This is a genomic window from Candidatus Anaeroferrophillus wilburensis, assembly GCA_016934315.1.
Taxonomy (GTDB): Bacteria; Desulfobacterota; Anaeroferrophillalia; order Anaeroferrophillales; family Anaeroferrophillaceae; genus Anaeroferrophillus; species Anaeroferrophillus wilburensis.
On the sequence record JAFGSY010000025.1, the window covers coordinates 26,502 to 44,396 of the forward strand.

Genomic DNA, 17,895 nt, shown 5'->3' on the forward strand with positions numbered 1-17,895 from the left:
GGTCCGGAAGTTGCCACTGATGCCAGCACAAAATTCGGTGACGGTCAACGGCCACCGATCATCACCATCCAGCCCGACAAAACCGGCAGGTTATAGCATGCCGAAAGGGCGAAGGTGGTCACCATGGGTAAGGGTAAGTACTTGGGAGATTCATGATGATGAACCAGGGGGAAATTTTCTCCTGCAGGAAGTATATTGCTGTGATGATGACCAACAATAAGGCAGATAACAGGCATTTAAGGCTGGAGAACAGGTTGTGATTCCTCCGATTCAGGAGTTTCACCATACTGTTCGCGGTATTCGCGCAATTTATTGCGCAAGGTCCTGATACTGATACCCAACAGGCGAGCTGCATGGGTACGGTTATTATCGACGTTCTGGAGGGTTTTGAAGATCATAAACCGCTCCAGATCTTCAAGCTTGGTACCCACCGGTAACGGCAGGGCCGGTGACGAGTGTGTTCCATCACTCCCTTCATGGACATCAAGTGGCGGCACCCCGACCTCATCCAAAAAAAGGTCTTCTCCCTCCAGGTACGGGCCATCGGCCAGCACCACCGCCCGCTCAATAATATTTTCCAGCTCTCTCACATTGCCGGGAAATGCGTAATGATCCAACCGGCGCCGGGCAGCGGGAGAGATTCCCTTGATTTTTTTTCGGTTCTTCCGGTTATATCGCTCAATAAATGTATCCAGCAGTAGATTGATATCTGTCCGGCGTTCCCGTAAGGGAGGAATAGTAAGAGGAATGACATTAAGCCGATAATAGAGATCCTGGCGAAAAGTACCGGCCTCCACTTCTTCTTTAATAACCCGATTGGTGGTGGCAATAATCCGCACATCGATGGGCACCGGATAGCGACCCCCCACCCGGTCAACCTCACCTTCCTGGATCACCCGCAGCAGTTTACTCTGCAAACCAAGGTCCATTTCAGAAATTTCATCAAGAAGGATGGTTCCCCCGTGGGCCAATTCAAATTTACCGATTTTCCGGGCAATGGCACCGGTAAAAGCACCTTTTTCATGACCAAAAAGTTCACTTTCCAACAACGAAGGTGGTAAAGCTGCACAATTTATGGCCACCAGGGGATGGTCGGTACGGTTGCTTTGACCATGAATGAAACGGGCCAACACTTCTTTCCCGGTGCCGCTTTCCCCCTGGATCAGCACCGTCGCATCACTGACCGCAGCTTTGCGAGCCAAGTTCAACAGGCGAACCATGGCCGGATCCTGGCAGATAAAGGCCTGCCTGAAGGTGCCTGTTCCCCCAGCTGGCGGCAGTTGCCGATCTCTGACAATCCGGACGACCAACGCGGCCAGAGAGGTAGCAGTCAAATTCTCTTTTAATAGATAGTCAACCATCCCCAGGCGGATGGCGGTCACCGCACCTTCAACCGAAGGAACCGCAACTACCGGCAGCAAGCTGAGAGCGGGAAATTCACGGTGAAGTAGAACAAACAGGGGCTCACCACCGCGGGGACAATCCAACTCTCCCATGAGCAATGATACCGATGGTTCTTCCCTGACGGCAGTCACGACATCCATGGGAACTTCACCGGCAACAACCCGAACTCCGGCATCCCCCAAGCAATGGGCGAGTGCATCTCGAAAGCGGGAATCGGCATCCCAGATAATTACTGTAGACTGCGATTCTTCGTTCGCCATTCAAAATCCTTGACAATCGAAGTTGCCATTGATGCCCAGTTGCTGGTCGGATAGAGCTTCTGCAACGTTTCTACCGTCCGGGAAAGTTCACTCTCCTGCCCCAGACCGGCATAACATAAGCCCTGCCAGTACAGAAGTTCGGCTAATATTTCGCGATTATCAACAAACAAAGCCACCTGCTGAAAACTGTCCAGCGACTCCCGATAATCTCCCTTGACAAACAATTCTCTAGCCAGAGCTGAAATTACCGTTGTTCGCAAAACGGGGTCGATCATCTGCGGCACGGCATTGGCAGCAGCAAGTGCCTGCCGGTAGGCATCCACGGCCGCAGCAACATCCCCGCCGGCACCACGGATAGTGCCAGTCAAGGCCAACACCTGCACCAGTTCAACCACCTGATCATCAGCAAGCCGGGAATGGATACGGGAAAGCAAATCAAGGGCTGCCGTGTTTTCCTCCTCGCCAACCATAATTTCAGCTTCCAGGAGTTTCATCTTCACCCACCAGCGGTTGTCCAGGCTGGCAACATCGACGGTCTTCAGCAAGCCCCCAGCCGCGCCAAACTCACCGAGCTTCAGGTGACATGACACCATACCCCAGGTTATGGCAAGCAACTCTTCGCGGGATGGCGTGCATCCCTGCAAGGCCCCATAAATTTTCAGGGCTCCGGCATACAGACCCTGATGGCGCATTGCCTCTGCCAACCAGAAGAAGGGATACATAGCCGTCGGACGAGGTAAAAAGTTGGTCCCATACTGTTCTTGCAGGGCAACCATCGCCGCGAAATTCTGCTGTTTGAAATAACTCTGCAGTTCATCGAAAAGCAGTTTGCGCAGGGTATCAAATGCCACAGAACGAATCTCGGGATCAACCTGAAGTACTATCAACTGATCAAAAAAACTTCTCGCCTCAGCGTAACGGTGCTGTTCATACAGTAATTCACCTAAACGTAGACGAGCCACATGACTCAAGGAATTTTCAGGATACTGTGCCACAATGTAACGGTATGCCAATCCAGGATCGAGGAACTCTTCATAGGGCTTCATGCCTTGAGATTCAGCAAGCTTGTCATTTTGAGCCGCCCAACGGGCAATATCCAAACGGGCAATAATTTCCCCGTCGGTTTCAGGGTATTCGTGAATGACGGTAGCCAGCACCTCCACCCCTTCAGCAAACCTTCCTTCAGCAATAAAGGATTCTCCCACCTTGGCCAAGGCTAGATTAGTCCGATCATCCTCGGGAAAGAGATTGCGCATCTTCAACAGATATTCACGGGCCTGCTCATGCTGCGATAAAGCCAGAGAGGCACTGCCCAGCAAATAGATCGTCATGGGATCATTCAGCCCATAATCCGGAAATGTCTTCATTGCTTTTTCATAGGCTCGAACCGCCAGCTGATATTCCCCAAGGTGATACTGGCAGTGACCCTGATAATATGCCGCCTCGGCAGCAAAGCCACGGCAGGGAAATGATTCGCTAAGCTGCTGGAAGGCATCAAGAGCTTTCTGATAACGTTTCAGCAAGTAATTGATATTTGCCTGGGCATACCAGGCGGCAGCAACAAAGTTGCTGTGGGGGTACTGATGGATCAGAAATTGATAGACCGCCTCAGCCTCATAGGAAAAACCCATCTGTTCATAAAAGCGGCCTATCTGCAAAAGGGCCCAGGGGGCGTCACTATCATCAGGAAACTTCCTCACAACATGCAGATAGTTGCCGATAATTTCATGGAGACCTTCCCGATGCTCTGTCAGGGCAAGTCGTGACAACGCATCATTATAACGGAACTGAGCCTTGGCAACCAGGGATGAATCGGGATAGCTGGTCATCAGTTCCATAAACATTTCCATCGCCAGGGACATCTCGTTGTCAAGATAGTACTGCAAACCTTGCTCATACAAAGTGTTGTCAGGGTCAGCAGTCACAGCTGGCGGGGCAGCATCCGCATCAGCATCAACGGCCGGCTCGCCGGTTACCGCTTTTTCAGGCAGCTCCAGATCCTCCCTGAGCACTGGTTTTGGTTGTGCCAAGGGCTGGGGAGGAGCTTCAGGCAACCCAGTTTCTCGCCGGTCTACAGAAGCAACCTCTTGAACAGCAGTTTCTTCCGGCACAGACGCTTGGGGTAGAGAAGGAACAGCCGCCACCTTTTCCAGCGTCGCCGGCACGAGAGCTTTCGCCCCCTGTCCACCTAATGCCAAATCCTGTTCAACCGTAGCTGCCGGCTTCCCGGCAGTGTCCAACCTCCCGGAATCCTCAACAAGCACCTCATCCCGGTCAACCAAGGTATCCACGGCCGGCGGGCGGGCTGCTATATCAACAACCAGCATGGGGGGGGATTCAAAAAGATGCGCCTGATAGGTATACAAGCTATCACTCAACTGGATGGCCACTTTAAGATACTGGCCTTCTTGGGCAACCGTAATTGCCCTGATCAACTGTTCATCCAGCAGCTGTTCAGGAGCAACCTGAGTGTTGGTGAAGTCGTACAGCTTTACCACCAACGTCGTTGATTCCGGTTGCTCAACCACCTCATAAAAACCGGGGTTATCAAGTTGCAGAACCACCCGGGTTTTTTCCGCAAAACTGCCGACTTTCACTGCCTGCAGCACTTTTGCGGCGGCATTGCTGCTGACCCCGGGAAAACACATGCCAAGGCATACGACCGTCAGCAGCAGGAGATATCGGCACCCTTGCACCTCTGTCAGTTTATGCAGCCGCACTCAAGTCGAGCTCCTTCCACCACCTTCAACTGTCTGACCAAGATCTATCCGGTTCCGTTTGATTTTTTCAATCAGGGTTGTCCGGTTCATTTTCAATAGTTTTGCAGCTTTTTCCTTAACACCCTGGGACTGCTGCAAAGCCTGAAGAATCAGGTCCTTTTCCAACTGGGAGACTTCACCTTTAAGCGACACACCTTCTGCAGGAATACTCGTTGACTGCCAGCGGCCACTGCCGGCCATATCCCTGCCGCAGTCGCCTGCCATCACTTTCTCAGGCAGATCAGTGGGCATAATCAGGCCGCCGGATTTCATCACCATAACCCGCTCTATAACGTTTTCCAATTCACGAATATTGCCGGGCCACCGATAGGCTTGCAACAGCTGCAGAGCTTCCCTGCTGATCCCAGTGATCGGTTCACCAAGGCGGCAGCGGTTATGATCGCCAATAAAGAAGTCTACCAGACAGGGAATATCTTCAAGACGATCTCTTAACGGCGGCAACTGGACCGGCACAACATTGAGCCGGAAGAAAAGATCTTCACGGAAATCTCCTTGCTGCACTGCATCGTCAAGATTTTTGTTGGTTGCTGAAATAATCCGCACATCGACTTTTTTTGGCGACTGACGCCATCCCAGGGGTTCGATGGTCCGTTCCTGGAGCAACCTGAGAATCTTGACTTGGAGCAACACCTCCATTTCACCAATTTCATCAAGGAATAATACCCCTCCACCTGCCATTTCCACCCGGCCAATGCGATCTCCAAGGGCACCGGTAAAAGCGCCCTTCACATAGCCAAACAGCTCGGACTCAAGAAGTTCACGGGGAATGGCGGCACAATTGACTGGGATAAAAGCAGCTTCAGCCCGGGAGCCTAGGCTATGGATGGCTTTAGCCACCAGTTCCTTGCCGGTGCCACTCTCACCCTGAATTAAAACGGTGCTCTCGCTGCGAGAAATGCGGCTGACCAGCCTGTACACCTTTTTCATCACTGTCGAAGCCCCAAGCATCCCTTGGAAACCGGATGTTTGCAGCACCTGATCGTCAGGCAGCACTATATCATTATCCAGTTCACCAGCTATCGAAATACACTGATGGATAACCCGCTGGACGTCAACCGGCGACAACGGACAGGTAACATAGCTGTGGGCACCCCCGAGAATTCCCTGGCGAACACGTTCTAGGTCACCCTGTTCACAGATCATAATCAGGGATAGCCGCCCGGGGCGCAAAAAGGGCCGGAAAAAATCCTTATCTGGAGATATGGGTGAATCGGGAAGACAATCAATAAAAACGGTGACCCCTTCGGAAAGTCCCTTGTACAGGCCTTTTTTCGGGGGAAAAACAGCCAATGGCGCGCCGGCCGGCAGGCATTGCTGCAGCTGGGCTGAGAGCTGCTGCTTGCTGGAAATCAATACATAGTCTGGATGCTTTTCACTCATAGGCAAAACATTCAGTTGCAACAGTTCGGGAATACAATCTTTGCCCCCTTAAGGCCATATGGTCTGCCAATTCCAAGGCTGAATGCTTCACTTCCATGAAAGATATGATCAGGCCATCAGCCACAAGTGATCGGAATAACAGAAGAAAAATAGGGCAGCACCCATGGGGTACCGTGCAGCATACCAGCGCTTCCCTGACTGAAATGGTGGACATGGTTGCCAAGCCATCATATCCTTCAAGCAAAAAACACAGCATCGCTATCCGGTCAGACGCCACATGACAGAGGAAAAAATGTGCCTGTCTCTTACTATCCATCCCGTCTACAACCATGTTTACAAGCCTTTTCCCTGCATTAACGCTAGGAAATTAGCATTTATACATAAAAAAAACAACCGGGAATAGCCTATGATCAAACTGCCGCGCGCTGATTTTGAACTAAATTTTTCCAATAATATTCCGAATTGACAAACATGACCTCTCTACTACCCCAAGCTGCTCCAGAGTCGGATGCACTCCAGGAATTTCGGTTTTACCTCTCCGAGGGATCTCAGGTACCAAAACCGCCGATAACGCTGCAGCAGATCCTTGCCTGCAGTCAGGACTCCGAATCAAATGCTGAGAAATTGGCAACAATCATTGCAACCGACGCGGCGGTTGCAGCCCACATCCTGAAAACAGTCAATTCAGCCTACTATGGCTTCCCGCAACAGATCGCCTCGATCAAACATGCCATTGTCCTCCTTGGCTTCTCGGAAATCACCAATCTGGCCGTTGGTTTATCGCTCATGGGGATCATGACCCCCCGGCAGGCAAAACCGTTTCACCACCAGTTTCAGCTCCACTCCCTGGCAACGGCCCGCCTGGCCTTGCTGCTGGCAGAAAAGCTTGATTTCAAAGAAAAATCAACTGCCTTTACCGGCGGGTTACTCCATGATCTCGGCCTCCTGATGCTCTACTCCTGGCAGCCGGAAAAATACCAACAAGTGTTGGCTCGCTGTCGCACTGGTCAGCAATTCACCTTCCAGGTTGAACGGGAAATTCTTGGCCTTGACCATATGACTGCCGGCTACCTCGTCGGCCACCTCTGGCATCTTCCCGAACCCTTGAAAATCAGCATGCGTCATCACCATGGTCACCCCGATGACAAGGCATGCGTTTTTACCGCCATTATCCACTTGGCCCATGTTCTTTGTTATCAGGCAGGATTTCCCCTGGCCCCGAATCTGCGCCATCCCCGCTTGCCAAAAACTGTTTTTCAAACCCTGCAGAACGCTCAACCGCAGCTCACACCAGGACTGGTTAAAACATGGGTTACGTCCATTAAGCCGCAGCTGGCGCAGCTCCCCGCACGGGGGAGATGAACATGGAAGAGATAAACGCCCTCATCACCACTCAATATTCCTGGCTGCACCGACAATTTGAAAAAAAAATTGGCGAATTATCAGCCATTTGTGAAATGCTTGACTTGGTTGCCATCGATTTTGAAACAGGACAACAACAACTGCTGGCTAAAATCCTTGAAGTTATCCACCGCCATACCGGTGTTGATGCACTCATTTACCAGCATCATCAAGGCGGGGAGAAATCAGCGCCATTTCGCATATTCTTCGGTGCTCCAGGCATAAAGGACCTGAATTCAACAGAAACTGAGCAGCTGAACAGGATGATCGATGAAGCAACAGCCGGGGCAATCCTTCGTCCTGTCCCTTTTGCAGGAAGGGCGCTGACCTTCCTGCCGCTTACCACCGCCGAACAGTCTTTTGGCCAGTTAATCGTCCTGCATCATGATCAAACATTTTTCAGCGCCGACCTATTTCGGTTTCTCAATCTCCTGACCAAAGAACTGGCCAGCCTCCTCCTGCTCCTGGACAAACAACGACAACTCCTCGAAGAAACACGCAAGAGGGAACGGCTGAACCGCTTTTTTTCACCTGAAATCGGCAGAGAAATTCTAGCGGCCGGCCACCACCTCCCAAAGGGCAGGAAAGTCACCGCCACCATTCTCTTTGCCGATATCAGAGGATTTTCCCGCCTTACCGAACAGCATGAGGCATACCAGGTTGTCGAAATGCTCAACAGCTTCTATGCCACCATGACCAAGATTATCTTTGCCCACCAGGGAACCCTTGACAAATTCACCGGCGATGGGATATTAGCCCTCTTCGGTACGCCGGTCAGCCGCAGCGACGACCCGCAACGAGCTATCCGGGCAGCAGTGGCCATGCAGCAGCAATGGCAGCAACAACGCACAATGATGACCGGCACAAACCAACAACAACTTGAGCAAGCCTCTTTTGCCATCGGCATCCACACCGGCGAGGTTGTTGCAGGCTTTCTGGGCAACGAAGAGCTGCTCACCTACACCGTCGTCGGCGATCCGGTCAACACCTGTCAGCGGATTGTCTCCCTGGCGGAGGCTGCACAAATTATTATCAGTCAACAAACCCTGCAGGCCGCCGGTTTTACGCCTGAACATCATCCCTTTGAAAGATACCATCCCTCCCGGCCGTTAAAGGGAATGGATAAGAGCATCACCCTTTTTCGGCTCGACTGGCAGGAAAAATAATTCTCAAGAAATCGGCATTACCGCCGAAAGAAATACCATGGAAACACCAGACGACCGACGACAATTCAAGCGCCTTGACAAACCCCTGACCATTGATTTCGGCTTCATCGGGGAAAGCGCTTCCATTGCCGGCAGAAATAGCTTCAGCGGCTTCGTTGAAGATATTTCTCTGGGCGGCATCCGCCTGCTGTTGCGGGAAAAATATGGCAAACTGTACAACATGAGCTTACAGGGCAAGCGGATTAAGCTCTCCCTGCCCCTGTCGCAGTTTGAGCACACCATCTATACCACCGGCATCATTCAGTGGGCGAAAAATACCAGGGAACGTACGGACCAGCTTATTACCTTGGGGGTAAAATTTCTTGATCTGGGGGCAACCGACTGCCACTATCTGGAAAACTATCTCAGCACCAGCCAGGGAGACCACAACCTGTTGTGGGATTTATGGAAGAAGGAAGTCAAGCCATGAACGTCGTAGCGCTTACGCCAGAAGCCAGGGAACCGGTAACCGATAAGGTAACGGCAAAATTCTGGGCCGTCGGCGGCGGCAAGGGAGGTATCGGTAAAAGCATTGTCTCCCTGAATATTGCCTACTGGCTGGCCAAACTGGGTCATAATGTCGTTTTGGTGGATGCCGACCTGGGCGGGGCCAACCTCCATACCTTGCTGGGGATGAGGTTTGTCCATCACACCCTTGCCGATTACCTCAACAAAAAGGTCGAAACCCTGGATGAGGTTGCCATCGAAACCCCGGTACCCGGTTTGCGCCTCATTTGCGGCGCCAGCGATATCGTCGGCCTGGCCAACCCCAAGTATGCGCAAAAGGTTAAACTGATGCGGGCCCTGGACCAGCTCGAAGCTGACCATCTGATCCTTGACTTGGGGGCTGGTGCTGATTATAACACCCTTGATTTTTTCCTCTACTGCACCTATAAAATCGCCGTTGTCACCCCCCAGCCGACCGCTCTCCAGAATTGCTACGGTTTTATCAAAAGTGCCCTTTACCGGGCAATCAATCGCAGCTTTGACCGCAACCTGCGTCTGGCACCGTTAATTAAACGGGCAACGGATCAGAACGGCGATGATCCCATAACCTCAATGGAAGAATTGCTTGCCGCCTTCAGTTTTGTCGACGAAGGCTACGGCCAGCGTCTGCAGGAGATTATCAACAGCTTCAATCTTTACCTGATCACCAACATGGTAAAATCGGTCAAAGACCGTAAAGCGTCACAGATCATTCAAACGGTTACCCAGAAATACCTCAACCTCAAGCATGTTTCCCTGCTGGGTACCATTCCCCATGACCCCCAGATTGAGGATTGTGTCGGTCGGATGAATCCGGCGTTCATGACCAACACCAAAAGTCAGTCAGCCCTGGAATTTTACCAGCTGGTAAATTCCATTATCAAGGAAGGCGGCAAAGAATCCCCCAAGCAAGCCCCCAACTCAAGCTCTCTCACCGGCTGAAGCCGGTTGCTTCCTCCCCCATGCGTCCGTCAACGGCGGTTATTTTTTCGCCGTTGACGGAACAATAACAGATATCCCTGACCAAAGAGAAAACCGCCGATGTGCGCCCACCAGGCAATGCCCCCATAGGCCGCGCCCCGGCCACCCACGGCACTAACCCCCTCTAGGAGCTGGAGCAAGAACCAGAACCCCAAAAAGAGAAATGCCGGCACCTCGACAATGGTAAAAAAGAAAAAAATCGGCAGCAGGGTGATAATGCGAGCCCGGGGATAGAGGAGAAAATAGGCTCCCATGACGCCCGCTACGGCACCACTGGCACCGATGGTCGGCAGCTGTGAATGGGGATTGGTAACCACATGGACCATGGCGGCAACCACGCCGGCAGCCAGGTAAAACAGCAGATATCCCCCATGGCCCAGATGGTCCTCAACATTATCGCCAAAAATCCATAGATATAACATGTTGCCCAGCAGGTGCAGCCAGCCGCCGTGAAAAAACATGTGGGTCAGAAAAGGAAGGTAGCGAACCGGCAGGCCGATCTCAGGGCCGATTGGAGCTGTAAAAAAATGGGCCGGCACCACCCCGAAACCGGCAATCAACCGGGAAATCTGCCCTCCCCAGGAAAGCTCATAACCAAAGAGGACAATATTGAGACTGATCAAAAGATAGTTAACGTAAGGGGTTGTCCGGGAGGGGATGGTATCGCGTAGAGGAATCATAGGTACCGGTCAACAAGCACAGCACATTGGGGAAACTCTATAGGGGGGACGGCAACTCTTGTGGCGCTCTGACAAAAAGGCATCTCTCGTCTAGCGGCCGCCCCGGCCAAAGAGCACCACCTTAATAGTTTCCAGAACGATCAACAGGTCGAGCATCGATGACAGATGCTTGATGTAATAGAGTTCATACTGCAGTTTTTCCCGGGCATCCTCTACGGAAGCCCCGTATGGATAGCGGATCTGCGCCCAGCCGGTTACTCCCGGCTTGACCGTAAAACGCTGAGTATAATAGGGAATCTCGTCTTTCAATTGGTCAATGAAAAATTTTCTCTCCGGCCGCGGGCCGACAAAACTCATGTCTCCCTTGAAGATATTAATCAGCTGGGGCAATTCGTCAAGTCTGGTTTTGCGAAGAAATCGTCCCACCCGGGTCACCCGGTCGTCATCTTCCCGGGCCCACACCGGCCCGTCTTTCTCGGCATCCGTACGCATGGAGCGAAATTTAATCAGGCTGAAAGGCTTTTCATTCTCCCCCAGCCGCTCCTGAATAAAGAAAACCGGCCCCCGGGAATCAAGCTTGACGGCGCAGGCCACCAGCACCAGCACAGGAGCACTGATCAGCAAGCCAATCGTCGCCAGAATCATGCCGATGACTCTTTTGAGCATCCTGGTGCGCTGGGGCTTTTTAAATCCCTGGGTAAAAATAAGCCAGCTGGTCCGCAGGTTATCAATGAGAATTTTACCTTCCAACTGCTCATAGAAATCGATATCCTCGACAATGGTCATGCCGGTCATCTTACACTGCAGAAGTTCGTCTGCCGGGAACACCCCTCGACGCTGGCGCAGAGAAACTACAATCCGGTTTACCCTGTTGGCCGCTGCCAAATGACAAATATCGACATCACTGCCAACAAGCAGATGCTCAGGAACATGTCGCTCACTGTTGCGCGACGGTTGTTCGCCAATCACCCCCACAACATGAAAACCGGTATTTTGCCGCCTGGCTATAGAGGCGCAGATTTCTCCAGCCATGGGGCTGTTGCCAACAATGATGATCGGTTCGGTAAAACGCTCATGCCGGGAAAGCCAGTCAAAAAAAATCCGCCAGGCAAAAACCAGCAAAAACGCTGCCAATAATACGGCATAAATCAGCGGACTGGGAAAGATGTTTGCCGGCGAAACGTAGGAAAAAAATGCCATGAACAGACACAGTAAGCCGGTTGCCTGGATAAGCCTTAAGCCATACTCAACAAAGGCGATCCTTGTCCTGATGTCATATAAATCAAAATAGAACAGCGAAAAGTGATAGCAGACAGCAAAAAGAAAGATATGGGCAACAAACAGCTGCAGGCTATAACCACTCTCAGGGAACCAATGGACATAGCTAGCCGTAACCAGCAGGCCACCACCAATTATCAACGCTGATTCAATAAGAAAAAAAACAACATTTCTCAAACCGAACTGGCTCATGGAATTTTCTAATTCATCCTATGGTGATGGGTTCACGGTCATAGCTGTTATCCAACGCAACTGCTGGACATTTCAACCAACGTTAAAAAGCTGCTATCAGACCTGTTCCTGATAATAAAAACTGGAAGTTCGGTAATCGGCACCATTAAAGACCACCCCAAGCACCTTGTCCCGATCGAGATTTTTAAAGGCCTGCTTGATGACATCCCGGCTACTTTCACCATAACGGACCACCAGGATAATACCATCCACCTGACTGGCAAGGATATCAGCTTCGGTGGTTGAAAGCAGCGAGGTGGTATCAAAAATAATGTAACGGTCTGAATAACGGGTTTTCAGATCAGTAATCAGATTTTTCATCCGCTCGGAAGCCAGCAGCTCAGCTGGTTTAGCCGGCGCCGCACCCATGGGCAGAATGGAGAGTTTGGACAAATCTGTCTTTACCAACACCGATGACAGGTCAATATCAGTGGTCAAATAGGTGGCTAAGCCTCGGCTGAATTCAAGCCCCAGATATTTGCTCACCTCCGGTTTGCGAAAGTCACCATCAACCAGCAACACGTATTCTTCCAAGCCCTGAGCTAATGACAAGGCCAGATTCAACGCGATAGTTGTTTTACCCTCGCGGGGTACGGCACTGGTTACCAGAATCGTTTTATTGGGCAGCCGTTCAGGAGCGCTGAGGATAATTTTGGTACGCAACTTTTTAATCTGTTCCGACGCCAGCGAAAATGGCTTGGTTAAGGAAACCAGATGTTCATCCAATAGCGAAAGATTAAGATCAATTTTTTGTGATGTCATGTGCGGCAATCTGCTTGATGCCTGAGACAGATCACCAACCGGTTTATTGGCACCGGCGTTGCTACCTATTACAGGCTCCGGCTCCACCTCCGCGACGGCCGCCGGCAATAATGGTGCTCTCGGTACGCTGCGCTCTGCAGTACCAGCAAGGCTCTCCTGTTCGGCTTTTTTCAAGGCATCCTGAATTCTACTCATGAGGCAAGCTCCATTTGATCCTGTCGGGTTAGAACAGGTTTCGAATACATACAACACCGCACATCAGCTCCTGTTTAAAGATCAGAAAGGTCAACAGGACCATACTGAACAGCACGCATAAGATCAAAACTTCCCCCAAACTGGAAAGTTTTCGTTTTGCAGGAACCACATTCATCTTTGACGTTTCCGATCCTGAAAGGCTGAGATGCAAATCGGCAATAACCTCGCCGACAACACCGTCATCAATCTGCCGCAGCTCCTGGGCATAACCTATCAGCAGGGCATTATCGCCGATGACATTTACCAGCCGGGGTATGCCGCCACTATATTTGGCAATCAACTCCAGCGCCCGGTTAGTAAATAGATTAATATTGGCAGCTCCGGCCACCAGCAGCCGTTTCCTAACATAATCTTTCACCTCCAGGGGACTGAGGGGGGGCAAATGATAGCGAATCACCACTCTCTGGTTCAACTGACGCAACTCAGGTCGATCCAGCTTCTCCCTGAGCTCAGGCTGACCGACCAAGATCATCTGCAAGAGCTTGTTTTTCTGCGTTTCGAGGTTGGAGAGCAGGCGAATCTCTTCAAGAACATTCAAGCTGAGATTCTGGGCCTCATCAATAACCAGCACCGGCACCCTCTTTTTTTTCAAACAGGTCAGGAGAAACTCGTTAAAAATACGGAGATTTTCCTGCTTATTTTTCCCTCTCTCTGGGATGCCAAATTCATCAAAGATAGCAGCAAAAAACTCCGTAATGGTCAAAATCGGGTTAAAAATATAGGCAACCTCAACATCTTTATCCAGGTGATTCAGTAAATTATGAATCAAGGTGGTTTTTCCCACCCCCACCTCACCGGTAATCACGACAAAACCACGCCGCTCTCGAATTCCATATACCAGATGGGCATAGGCCTCCCGGTAATGATGATTCAAATAGAGGAAATGGGGATCGGGAGTAATATTGAACGGCCGCTCATTAAAGCCGTAAAAAGCACAATACATAACTCTCCGGCAAGCCTCTACAGATGGAAAAAGGTGTTCTGGAACCAGTTCGAAAAGGAAAATGTCATGGTATAATATTTATATCCCAGATAACCGGCTATGACCGCAACTCCCACAAGAGTGAGACAACCACCTAGATTCTTTATCTTATTCCATCTCATTTCCCGGGTGGTCAGTATCCGGGGGATGGTAACCAGAACGGGGAAATTGATACTACTTTCAAGATCAGTAATATACCTGAATGATTTTTTTGAAAATTCCAGCAACAAGGCCAACCCAACGCCAAGAGCCAACCCAAAAACCATGCCAGCCAGGAGAATTTTCCGCCGATCCGGTTTGAACGGCTTAATGGGCACCTCAGCGGGATCCAGCACTTTAAACTGCTCCCCCTGCTGCTGCATTTCCAGATTTTCAGAGAGTTGTGCCTCGATTTTGCGATCCAGCAAATTCTGGTAGTTGTTGTGCAGGTTGCCATAATCACGCGTAAGGGCCACCAGTTCTGCTTCACGCTTCGGTGCATTTTCCACTTTGGCGGTTATGGTAAGAGTTTCAGCGCGCAGACGTGTGAGCTCGGTCTGCAATTGGCTTATTTCCCGTTTCACTGCTAGCAGCTGCGCACTCGTTTCCATAAATGCCGGGCTGGCTTGCCCGGCGTCAGTATCATCACCCACCACAACCGACTTCTGCGCTGCCTGCTTCTCCGCCACTTTCTGCTCTAACTTGGCAATCTCACGCAACAGGGTGATAACATCAGGATGAGCGTCCGTATAGCGACTTTTCAAGACCGTCAGCTGTTCCTTCATCGACGCCAGCTGTGCAACATCCGGGTCAACTGTCATCAGCCGGCCGCCAACCACCACCGTCGGATTCGCGGCGTTCAACTGGGCCAACTGCTGCTGCAGTTGGATCTGGCGATCCTTGGCTGCCGCCAGCGCCGCACTGGAAGTCTGATACTGTAGTTCCAGTCGGTCAAGCAATCGCAGGTTGGCATCCTGCTGATCCGGCAGTTCTCCCATATGGGCTTTCTTAAAATCACTCAGGAGCCTTTCTTTTTCACTCAGCTGCTCTTCAAGTTTGGCAAGCTCCCGATCAAGGAAATTTGACGTTTCCCGCGCCTGACGTTCACGCAGTTTGAGATTTTCTTCAATGTAGAGCGACGCCAATCCGTTGGTAACTTGCATCGCCATGCGCGGATCGGGATTCTGAAAACTGATGCTAAAGGAATTAACTCCGGCATGGGAACGGTTGTTGACGGAAACATCAATTTTCTCACGCATTAAGTCAATAATTTCCTCCGGCGCTGATTTCTCCACCTCTTCCCGATAGAGACCAAAACGATCAATGATCTGTTTGAGGCGGGTCCGGCTCATTATCTGCTGACTCAATGTCTGCAATCGGTCCGCCACTGCACTGGGAACCGTCGACCGGACGTAATTGTCGGGAATATTCTGGGGAACCACCAGAATGGTGGTCGATGCCTGGTAGACATTGGGAATTGCCAGGGAAAAAATGAAGGCACAGAAGGTTGACAGAACAAAAGGTAGAAGTATCAACCATTTATTACGTAAGAACAGGTCCAGATACTGCTGCAGCTGAACCTGTTGTTTCTCATCACTAAAAGCCATTACCTGCTCCTGCGTGCTGTTCCCGCCATACGTTGGCGACAATAGTGCCTAGACGGTTGCAGAACCTGCCGCACTCCGGGACGGGATCAGCATACCTGCCAACACCCCGAAATCGGGGCTGCGTCGTGTTCTGCAAACTATAACCATCCGGTTCTCTAACCTATTCGACAAATGACAACAAAAGTTGAGCCTTCTTTACAACAAAGAAACGGCAGGAACCTTCTTTTGCCTCCTGCCGCTTCTAGAGCAAACCAGGGCACTCGGCCGAGTTAAAAAATATCCCAGGAACCACTTAAACGGAGGGCAATACGGTTATCAACATAATCATCAAGGTCATCAGTGGAATCATTTTCATCATAGGTATACTCGACAATCACCGACAACCAGGGCAACATCTGGTATGACAAGGAAGTACTCACCTGATAGCTGTCCTCCTCGTTGGCTGACAAGGCATCCTGGTAGTCATCATTGCCCACCATCCCCCGGCCGGTAAAGGTCCAGCGATCGGCAAACAGGTAGGAGAAAGATGCCTGCAGGCGCCAGAACTCTGTATAGCCATTGCTGCTCCCATCAAAGTAGTCCACGTCCGAGCCTTGATCAAAGCTGAGGGAAAAACTTTTATGTTCAAAAACTCTTGCCAGGCTTGCGTGGTAATTGTTGCCCGAGGCATCTTCACCGGCACCATCGGCGTTGCGATCGTAGCGGCCATAACTGACATCCAGGGTATAAAATTCCCAAAAGCGGTAGGTAAAGCCCAGGTTGCCTTCGTACTCCTGATAGTCATCGTCCAGGCTGCTGCGGTCATAGGTAAAATCGGTATAGCCAACTTCACCGTAGATATCCAAAGCGGGCGTAATCGTCCTGGTATAACGAACCATTCCACTCTGACTGACAAAATCATCAGGACCATCAAAAAGGCCACGGTCAAAAACATAGTCCACATCAACCAAATTCCGCGGATCAAAGCGAAATCCCAAATGGCCGCTGACCTCATGCTCTTTGCTGTCCTCATCCAAAGGGTTGTCGTTTTCCAGGAGGCCGAAACGGTACCCGGCCCGGACAAAACGGCCATCGCCGAAAGTATAGGTTGTTCTGAAGCTGGCATCATTGCGATAGTAGGTATCCCGGCCGCTGCGCTCATCGTAGCCACGAACCACATCGTCACGGTAATCCCTCAGGGAGTCATCAAGAGGATCCTCACTCTGGAGAAAATGGTTGTCAAACTCAAACAAAACTGCTTCATAGGGTTGACAATAGGTTGACAGCGCCAGGCTATGAGACACATAGTCCAGTGAACTATCATCTTCATACACGTTGAATCCGGGCGCATAGACCAAAGACAATCCAGCATGCTCTGCTTCCGCCCGCCATTCAATCTCTGGACTGATGGTTACATTAAAGTCATCTTTCTCATGATCCGCATCCAGATAGATATTGTCATCATATTCCACCCCAGTGGTCAGCCTCGTGGTCAAATGGTATTGGACCTCAGCGGAGGCTGTCGGACTCCACAAAAAAATCACACAGCATAACAGAGAGAACATCCATCGTTTTTTCATGCAGCTACCTCTCGTCAGAATTATAGTTGGGCATCCCCATTACCGTCACCTTACTGGACTATCAAACGGTCGTTTTTGTGCAAATAAATATCAGGCGACAGGCCGGCAATAATACTATCGTAGTTGATCCGGTAGCGTTTTTCCTGCTCACCCTCCTGGCGCACAAGGATGATCTTATCCGTGGTTGCCCATTCCGCAAAACCGCCAGCCATGGAGATAGCCTGCAACACCGTGGTATTGCTGCGAATGGTAAACGCCCCGGGGGTATTGACCTTGCCGACGATGAAGATTTTGAAGCTGTTTACTGCCGTCAAGGAAACGGAAACATTTGGTGTTTCAAGATATTGCGCATAGCGTTCGGCCAGCACTTGGCTCAACTGTTTAACATTTAAGCCCACAGCCTTGATATCACCCACCAGAGGCAGGGTAACCAATCCGTCGGGGCGAACGGCAACTTCCCGGGAAAGCTCTGCATCTTTCCAAACCTCGACCCGCAAAACATCTTCCGGCCCAATAATAAACTGATCATCGGCAAAGCTCATGGGCGGATCCGACGATGTCAGCTCAGGAAAATTTGCTGTCACGCAGGACATGAGAAAACCAGCTATAACGACACACAACACACATCTCGCAACTTTCTTCATCCTCCCACACTCCCTTTCAAA

15 protein-coding genes are annotated in these 17,895 nt (G+C 50.9%); 4 read left to right on the forward strand and 11 right to left on the reverse strand.

Annotated elements, in window-relative coordinates; translation table 11 throughout:
* Positions 1–236: 236 nt before the first annotated feature.
* From JXO50_05960 to JXO50_05975, 4 genes are read right to left on the reverse strand one after another with little or no spacing between them, the layout of a single operon-like run.
* Complete coding sequence (locus JXO50_05960; GenBank protein ID MBN2332633.1) at positions 237–1,664, reverse strand: sigma-54-dependent Fis family transcriptional regulator; 1,428 nt, start codon at positions 1,662–1,664, stop codon at positions 237–239.
* A complete protein-coding gene (locus JXO50_05965) occupies positions 1,634–4,384 on the reverse strand; it encodes a tetratricopeptide repeat protein (GenBank protein ID MBN2332634.1) in 2,751 nt (916 codons plus the stop codon). The genes JXO50_05960 and JXO50_05965 overlap by 31 nt, the downstream gene beginning before the upstream one ends.
* On the reverse strand, positions 4,385–5,824 hold the full coding sequence (locus JXO50_05970) for a sigma-54-dependent Fis family transcriptional regulator (protein MBN2332635.1): 1,440 nt from the start codon (positions 5,822–5,824) through the stop codon (positions 4,385–4,387). It abuts the gene before it with no gap.
* Positions 5,817–6,140: a DUF4911 domain-containing protein gene (locus JXO50_05975; protein ID MBN2332636.1), complete on the reverse strand. Its 324-nt coding sequence runs from the start codon at positions 6,138–6,140 to the stop codon at positions 5,817–5,819. Before JXO50_05975 ends, JXO50_05970 begins: the two co-directional genes overlap by 8 nt.
* A gap of 155 nt (positions 6,141–6,295) precedes the next feature.
* On the opposite strand from JXO50_05975, the gene JXO50_05980 reads away from it, so the two are divergent.
* Genes JXO50_05980 through JXO50_05995 form a run of 4 tightly spaced genes read left to right on the forward strand, consistent with a single transcriptional unit; the run spans position 6,296 to position 9,858 of the window.
* Positions 6,296–7,186, forward strand: a complete 891-nt coding sequence (locus JXO50_05980; GenBank protein ID MBN2332637.1) for an HDOD domain-containing protein — start codon at positions 6,296–6,298, stop codon at positions 7,184–7,186.
* Positions 7,187–7,188: 2 nt separating this feature from the next.
* On the forward strand, positions 7,189–8,391 hold the full coding sequence (locus JXO50_05985) for an adenylate/guanylate cyclase domain-containing protein (protein MBN2332638.1): 1,203 nt from the start codon (positions 7,189–7,191) through the stop codon (positions 8,389–8,391).
* A 37-nt stretch (positions 8,392–8,428) separates the two neighbouring features.
* Complete coding sequence (locus JXO50_05990) at positions 8,429–8,860, forward strand: PilZ domain-containing protein (protein MBN2332639.1); 432 nt, start codon at positions 8,429–8,431, stop codon at positions 8,858–8,860.
* Positions 8,857–9,858, forward strand: a complete 1,002-nt coding sequence (locus JXO50_05995; GenBank protein ID MBN2332640.1) for a P-loop NTPase — start codon at positions 8,857–8,859, stop codon at positions 9,856–9,858. Before JXO50_05990 ends, JXO50_05995 begins: the two co-directional genes overlap by 4 nt.
* Positions 9,859–9,887: 29 nt before the next feature.
* Here the strand turns inward: JXO50_05995 and JXO50_06000 are convergent, their stop codons facing one another.
* From JXO50_06000 to JXO50_06030, 7 genes are all read right to left on the reverse strand, one after another.
* Positions 9,888–10,577, reverse strand: coding sequence for a rhomboid family intramembrane serine protease (locus tag JXO50_06000; protein ID MBN2332641.1), 690 nt, complete (start codon positions 10,575–10,577; stop codon positions 9,888–9,890).
* Positions 10,578–10,667: 90 nt separating this feature from the next.
* Positions 10,668–12,047, reverse strand: a complete 1,380-nt coding sequence (locus tag JXO50_06005; GenBank protein ID MBN2332642.1) for a TIGR03013 family PEP-CTERM/XrtA system glycosyltransferase — start codon at positions 12,045–12,047, stop codon at positions 10,668–10,670.
* Between the two features lie 96 nt (positions 12,048–12,143).
* The gene (locus tag JXO50_06010; protein MBN2332643.1) at positions 12,144–13,043 is read right to left on the reverse strand and encodes a polysaccharide biosynthesis tyrosine autokinase; all 900 of its coding nucleotides are present in this window, start codon (positions 13,041–13,043) and stop codon (positions 12,144–12,146) included.
* Positions 13,044–13,071: 28 nt separating this feature from the next.
* The gene (locus JXO50_06015; protein MBN2332644.1) at positions 13,072–14,046 is read right to left on the reverse strand and encodes an AAA family ATPase; all 975 of its coding nucleotides are present in this window, start codon (positions 14,044–14,046) and stop codon (positions 13,072–13,074) included.
* Positions 14,047–14,063: 17 nt separating this feature from the next.
* Positions 14,064–15,671: a hypothetical protein gene (locus tag JXO50_06020; GenBank protein MBN2332645.1), complete on the reverse strand. Its 1,608-nt coding sequence runs from the start codon at positions 15,669–15,671 to the stop codon at positions 14,064–14,066.
* Positions 15,672–15,940: 269 nt separating this feature from the next.
* Positions 15,941–17,230: an outer membrane beta-barrel protein gene (locus JXO50_06025; protein ID MBN2332646.1), complete on the reverse strand. Its 1,290-nt coding sequence runs from the start codon at positions 17,228–17,230 to the stop codon at positions 15,941–15,943.
* Positions 17,231–17,280: 50 nt separating this feature from the next.
* A complete protein-coding gene (locus JXO50_06030) occupies positions 17,281–17,874 on the reverse strand; it encodes a polysaccharide biosynthesis/export family protein (GenBank protein MBN2332647.1) in 594 nt (197 codons plus the stop codon).
* Between the last annotated feature and the right edge of the window lie 21 nt (positions 17,875–17,895).

Bases quoted from the DNA above. Each gene is read 5' to 3' on its own strand.
- JXO50_05960 (MBN2332633.1), bottom strand. From the start codon at position 1,664: ATGGCGAACGAAGAATCGCAGTCTACAGTAATTATCTGGGATGCCGAT.
- JXO50_05970 (MBN2332635.1), bottom strand. From the start codon at position 5,824: ATGAGTGAAAAGCATCCAGACTATGTATTGATTTCCAGCAAGCAGCAG.
- JXO50_05975 (MBN2332636.1), bottom strand. From the start codon at position 6,140: ATGGATAGTAAGAGACAGGCACATTTTTTCCTCTGTCATGTGGCGTCT.
- JXO50_05980 (MBN2332637.1), top strand. From the start codon at position 6,296: ATGACCTCTCTACTACCCCAAGCTGCTCCAGAGTCGGATGCACTCCAG.
- JXO50_05985 (MBN2332638.1), top strand. From the start codon at position 7,189: ATGGAAGAGATAAACGCCCTCATCACCACTCAATATTCCTGGCTGCAC.
- JXO50_05990 (MBN2332639.1), top strand. From the start codon at position 8,429: ATGGAAACACCAGACGACCGACGACAATTCAAGCGCCTTGACAAACCC.
- JXO50_05995 (MBN2332640.1), top strand. From the start codon at position 8,857: ATGAACGTCGTAGCGCTTACGCCAGAAGCCAGGGAACCGGTAACCGAT.
- JXO50_06000 (MBN2332641.1), bottom strand. From the start codon at position 10,577: ATGATTCCTCTACGCGATACCATCCCCTCCCGGACAACCCCTTACGTT.
- JXO50_06005 (MBN2332642.1), bottom strand. From the start codon at position 12,047: ATGAGCCAGTTCGGTTTGAGAAATGTTGTTTTTTTTCTTATTGAATCA.
- JXO50_06010 (MBN2332643.1), bottom strand. From the start codon at position 13,043: ATGAGTAGAATTCAGGATGCCTTGAAAAAAGCCGAACAGGAGAGCCTT.
- JXO50_06015 (MBN2332644.1), bottom strand. From the start codon at position 14,046: ATGTATTGTGCTTTTTACGGCTTTAATGAGCGGCCGTTCAATATTACT.
- JXO50_06020 (MBN2332645.1), bottom strand. From the start codon at position 15,671: ATGGCTTTTAGTGATGAGAAACAACAGGTTCAGCTGCAGCAGTATCTG.
- JXO50_06025 (MBN2332646.1), bottom strand. From the start codon at position 17,230: ATGAAAAAACGATGGATGTTCTCTCTGTTATGCTGTGTGATTTTTTTG.
- JXO50_06030 (MBN2332647.1), bottom strand. From the start codon at position 17,874: ATGAAGAAAGTTGCGAGATGTGTGTTGTGTGTCGTTATAGCTGGTTTT.